The sequence below is a fragment of the Thermodesulfovibrionales bacterium genome (assembly GCA_035686305.1).
GTDB lineage: Bacteria > Nitrospirota > Thermodesulfovibrionia > Thermodesulfovibrionales > UBA9159 > DASRZP01.
In genome coordinates, this window is record DASRZP010000060.1 from 1 (window position 1) to 5,772 (window position 5,772).

Below are 5,772 nucleotides of genomic sequence, written 5' to 3' on the forward strand. Positions count from 1 at the left end.
ACCAAGGTGGCGCCGGAATTGACCCCGGTATCGGACTATACGGGCGACTTCCGGAGTCGCGCCACCCTGTTCGGCGACCCGGGCGGCTGGCGCAGTCGTCTCTACGACTATGGTCTCACCCTGGATGCGCAGCTCACACAGGTTTATCAAGGAGTGGTGTCGGGCGGCAGCGCCAAAGGCAAAGGGCATGGGCAGTACAACGGCCTGTTCGAGGCCAACTTAACATTAGACACGGCCAAGGCGGGCCTGTGGTCGGGCGGGCTGTTCATTTTTACGGAGCAGACCAGCTTCGACCACCCGCTGAAGAGACAGCCGGGCAATCTATCACCGGTTAACCAGACGCCCCTGTGGCCGAAACCTTACAAAGACAGCTCGGAGCTGATAGAATATTTCCTGATGCAAGCTCTGCCCTTCAACACCGTGGCCATGGTGGGCCGGCTCGACCCCTCGAATTATCTTGACCTGAACTCATTTGCGTGCAACTCGGACAATCAGTTCCTCAATGTCAGCATAAACTCCAACCCGTTGTTCGGCCGGTTCCTGACCTACTCGACCTATGCCGCTCTTTTCATGACCAAGGTGACCGAAGACTTCACGATTGCCTACGGGGCATGGACCCCCAATTCGAAACCCGGCGACTACGGCGGGGATTGGAACGATTATGGTGCTGCGATCTATCCGATTTTCAAATACAAGGCTTTCAATCTTCCGGGAATGGTCCAGGCGATCGCCGCGTACACCAGCAAGAATGCCGTTGACACGGATAATCCGCGCTTTGTGCCGGGCGCGATCACCGGCAACCCGCCGACCAAGAGCAACAACTGGATCGTGGAACTCAGCGGCGAGCAGTACTTCTGGGAGCCGGAGGGGGCTTCGGCGCCCCGGGCCAAGGGGGGACGGAAGGAAGACTTCCACGTACCGACGAAGGACTTCGTGCAGGATCGGCCGGGCCTCGGGATCTTCTACCGGTTCTCCTACACGCCAGAAGATCGAAGCGCCTATAGCATATATCTGAGTGGGGGGGTTGGTGGACGCGGCGTCATTCCGGGCCGTCCCTATGATCGGTTCGGGGTCGGCTCCTATTGGGTCAAGGAATCGAACGATTTCAAGAAGCAGCCGATAGTCAGGACCGCGCTGCAAGACGAAGTGGGAGTGGAGGCGTTCTACAACTTTGCGGTCACGCCCTGGATGCAGCTCAGCCTCGATGCGCAGTGGATAAGCCCAGGGATCAGGCCAAGTGGCGATGCCTGGGTTCTCGGAACCCGGCTCAACATACGGTTTTGACTCCACGACGAGCTACGCTTGGAGGGCAACGAATGGGGCCTGAAATTAATTTCGTAAGGAAAGGAGGAACAGCTTCTTTGTAAAACAAACCGGCATGGAATGCATGCAGGAAAGCCACAGGCTTGCATGGAGAAGGTTGCTTTTAAATATCGCTGACCAGTCGGAGACGGAAGGCGGGGACAAAATAAAAGGAGGATCAGATGAAAAAAGAGATTCTGAAGAGCTTTGCAGTAAGCGTGGTGATGGCAGTGCTGACTGCCATTATGAGAAGATTGATATAAGAGTGTTTTCGGCTGGAGGAAAAACGCGAGGAGGCATGTTCATGCAGAGGCGATGGACGAGGTTGGTCCTCAGTTGTGTGTCAATAGTTCTAGTGTTATCGGTTTTCGGGTGCGCGCATTATCCCGTCAACCAGCCGTTGGCCCAGGTTGATCCCGGTAGCGGTTACCGCGGCAGGTTTTGGCATGACGAAAAGAAGTCTGATGATATCTTTCTCTTCCTCGCCTTTTCAGGCGGAGGGACGAGGGCCGCAGCACTTTCGTACGGCCTTCTTGAGTCCCTCAGGGATACGGAGGTCACGCTCAACGGCAAAAAGACACGCCTGCTTGACCAGGTAGACGGCATTTCAGGCGTATCGGGCGGCAGCTTTACTGCCGCGTATTACGGTCTCTTCGGAGATCGGATCTTCGAGGACTTCGAGTCCAAGTTCCTGAAGAAGAACATCCAGGGGACACTCACTGCCCGCATGTTCCTTAACCCCTACAACTGGGTAAGGCTCTTATCCCCGACGGTTGGCCGGAGCGACCTCGCAGCCGAATACTACGACACGCATATCTTCGAGGGCAAGACCTTCGGCGACATTGCGGCCCGGAAAGGTCCCATGATCCTGGTCAATGCCACGGACATGGTCACGGGCATCAGGTTGGCCTTTAACCAGGATTCATTCGACGTGATCTGTACCGACGTGGCAAAGTTCCCGGTCGCCCGTGCCGTGGCGGCATCATCGGCCGTGCCTGTTGTTCTTACGCCGATAACCCTGAAGAATTACGCAGGCAGCTGTGGATTCACCCTGCCGCCGAGAATCCAAAAAATTCTTGATGAGCAGGAGACCGGGACGAGGGCGTATCATCACGTGAACAATATGCGACCCTATCTCGATGGGAAAGAGACGCCGTACATCCACCTCGTTGACGGAGGCGTTTCAGACAACCTCGGCCTGAGGGCGGTGCTTGACAGGATGTACCTGTATGGAGATTTCTGGAGCGCCCTCAAAGCCTTCAAGATTGAAAATACCCGCAAGGTAGTATTTATCCTTGTGAATGCCGAAACCGAACTAAAGCGAGATGTCAGTTTATTCGACAAGATGCCCGGCTTTGGCTTTATGCTCGCTTCCTATTCCTCGATCGCGATCACGCGGTACAATTTCGAGACCGTGATGCTGCTGAGAGACAGTTTTGAGAGGTGGACCAGAGAGGTGCAGGAAGGCCGGTGCAGCGGAGGACAGATCTCGACCGAGCCGGGCGGGTGCGGCGATATCAAGTTCTATCTTATCGAGGTGAAGTTCGATGCGCTCAAGGATGAGAAGGAGAGGGAGTATTACAAGAGCCTGCCGACCTCTTTCCATCTTTCAGACGAGGAAGTGGACAAACTGCGGCAAAAGGCGAGCGAGATTCTCAGGAGTTCTCCCGAATTCCAGGAATTGATGCGGGATCTGAAATAGGATGCGCTGAAATTTAAACTTGAAAGGGTCGCGGGAAGGGATGAAATGGACGAAACGATATTGATCCTAGGCATCGGTAGTGTGTGCGCCGCAGTTCTACTGTCCGTCCTGGCGTTGGTGAAGAGATGAAGAAGCTCTTCAGAGTTCGGCGGCAACTCCAACTGGCGGGGGCCGGTCGCCTTTTTTATTGAGGAGTACTACGAGAAATTATGACTCATTTCGCCTGTCGAACGATCTCGCGTTGTGGCTGGAGAAAGAATCACCCTCGCTTTTTTCCGAAGATGTTTTATTCGGTTTGTACTCTTGATCAAGCTGCGGTTTGTGGTAACTCTCAGGTAGTCGGGTGGAGCCCTCAAAAGAGCTGTGCGCTGTTCAGCCTGAAAAGAAACAACGTTTCGCAGTGCTAATCATCACACGTTCTTCCTCTTCCATTCCTGGCAGGATGTCAGGGAACGGGTGGCAGGTTCAGGTATACTATTTATCATGGCGAGCAGGAAGATCATTGAGAAGATCGACTATCTTCTTTCACGGGAAAAGGGCACGATTTTCAAAGACCCCGGAGGAAAGGTCAATATCTGTCTTGTCTATCCAAATACCTATCACATCGGCATGTCTAACCTCGGCTTCCAGGGAATCTACACGCTCCTGAATGAGAGGAACGATGTGGTCTGTGAGCGGGCGTTCCTTCCCGATGAAGAGGACATGGAAGAATACATCAGGACGGGTTCGGAGGTCCTTTCTCTGGAATCGAAGAGGCCCTTGAACAGGTTTCAGATTGTCGCCTTCTCACTCTCCTTTGAGAATGATTACCCTAACATCGTGAGAGTACTCGAACTTTCAAGAATACCTTTCAGGGCAAGGGAGAGGAGCGGCTTCCATCCCCTGCTCATCTTGGGGGGCGCCTGTGCCTTCTTCAATCCCGAGCCTGTCGCGGATTTCTTTGACGTCTGTTTTATCGGAGAGGCTGAAGAAATGCTCGATGAGTTCATAGCTGCATACAAGATGTCCCGGCGAAGAGAAGACCTCATGAATGCGCTGACTCAGATTGAAGGTATGTATCTGCCGCAGTTATACGAGATCGACTATGACGGCGAAGGCTGGATTGCCGGAAGGAGGGCAGCGGATCATGCGCCTGAAAAGGTAAAGAAGCGCTATCTGAAAGACATATCGGGACACGGCCTCAAACCGTCCATTGTCACGCCCGAAACGGAGTTCTCGAACATGTATCTTGTAGAGGCGACAAGGGGCTGTCCCTGGAGTTGCAGATTCTGTGTCGCAGGATATGTCTACAAGCCCGTGAGGAAAAAAGACCTTACTTCCATCAGGAACGAGATCGATGGCGCACTCTCGGCAACAAAGAGGGTGGGCCTCATCGCCCCTTCCTTGTCTGACTATCCGCACATTAAGGACCTTCTCTGCTTCGACGGCGTCGATTTTTCGATCACGTCCCTGAGGGCGAGTCCGGGAAGCGCAGAATTGATAAAGTTCCTCAGGGGACGGAAGAGCGTCTCCATTGCGCCCGAGGCCGGCACCGAGAGATTGAGAAAGGTCATAGACAAGAGGATTACGGAGGCTGATATTGTCGTGACGTCCCGACTTATCCTTTCCGAAGGCATCGAGAATCTGAGACTTTACTTTATGGTCGGTCTTCCGACAGAAGATGAAAGGGACATCGACGGTATCCTGTCTCTTGTCAAGAAGATACGGGATGAGAGCCCGAGGGGGAACCTTGTTCTCTCCCTCAGCACCTTTGTGCCCAAACCCTTCACGCCCTTTCAGTGGCATCCCATGGAGAGGATGGAGGTCGTGAAGAGAAGACTGAAAACGATCAAGAATGCATTGCTCTCGTACAAGGGGATCAGGGTGTTTCATGACGTCCCGAAATACGCGTATATGCAGGGTCTCTTCGCAAGGGGCGGCAGGAGGATTTCAAGGGTCCTCGAGGGAATGCTGAGGGGAGGAGACTGGCAGGCATCCTGCCGGGCACAGCGGATCGATGCGGACTCTCAGCTTTTCAGGACTTACGGGTTTGATGATCTGCTCCCCTGGGACTTCATTGCCAACACCATTCCGAAGGAGAGACTCTGGGCCGAGTACCGGAAGGCCCTCACGGTAACGGAATGAGTGATTCGATTTTCAAGAATATAGACTCGATATACAAAAGGATCTCCCGTGCGGCCATGCGGGCGGGCAGGGAACCTACCGATGTCACGCTTATTGCTGTTACAAAGACAGTAGGCCTCGAAGAGATCAAGGCAGCCATCGACGCAGGGCTGCGGCAATTCGGTGAGAACAGGGTCCAGGAAGCGAGCAGGAAAATCGCTGATTGCAGATTGCGAATCAAAGATTCGGAGATCTCCTGGCATTTGATCGGTCACCTCCAGAAGAACAAGGCCAAAGCTGCGGTGCAGATTTTCGATCTTATCCATTCCCTTGATTCCCTCCATCTTGCGGAAGAGATCAACAGGCATGCAGAAAGGATCAGCAAGGTCCAGGACGTCTTGATTGAGGTGAAGCTCTCGCCTGAAGAGACAAAGCACGGAGTGGCACGGGATGACCTCACGGGATTGATGAAGGCGGTAAGTTCTCTGAAGAACCTTCACCTTAAGGGGCTCATGACAATCCCCCCCTTTTTTGAGGACCCTCAGGATGCCAGGCCATTCTTCAAGGAACTCAGGGAATTGAGGGATAGGGCCGAGACCCTGGGATTTCATCTGCCTGAATTATCCATGGGCATGTCCCAGGACTTCGAGATTGCCATAGAGGAA

General features: G+C 53.7%; 4 protein-coding genes. All 4 read left to right on the forward strand.

The genetic code is table 11. The annotated features are described in order from the left end of the window. Window positions 1-1,284 (forward strand): carbohydrate porin (locus VFG09_07235; protein HET6514937.1); only part of this gene is annotated, 1,284 nt, incomplete at its 5' end. Window positions 1,285-1,606: 322 nt separating this feature from the next. Continuing rightward, window positions 1,607-3,004: a patatin-like phospholipase family protein gene (locus VFG09_07240; protein ID HET6514938.1), complete on the forward strand. Its 1,398-nt coding sequence runs from the start codon at window positions 1,607-1,609 to the stop codon at window positions 3,002-3,004. A 456-nt stretch (window positions 3,005-3,460) separates the two neighbouring features. Then, window positions 3,461-5,128, forward strand: coding sequence for a radical SAM protein (locus VFG09_07245; GenBank protein HET6514939.1), 1,668 nt, complete (start codon window positions 3,461-3,463; stop codon window positions 5,126-5,128). Continuing rightward, the coding region (locus VFG09_07250; GenBank protein ID HET6514940.1) for a YggS family pyridoxal phosphate-dependent enzyme at window positions 5,125-5,772 on the forward strand (648 nt) is incomplete at its 3' end. The genes VFG09_07245 and VFG09_07250, both read left to right, overlap by 4 nt.

Bases quoted from the DNA above. Each gene is read 5' to 3' on its own strand.
- VFG09_07240 (HET6514938.1), top strand. From the start codon at position 1,607: ATGCAGAGGCGATGGACGAGGTTGGTCCTCAGTTGTGTGTCAATAGTT.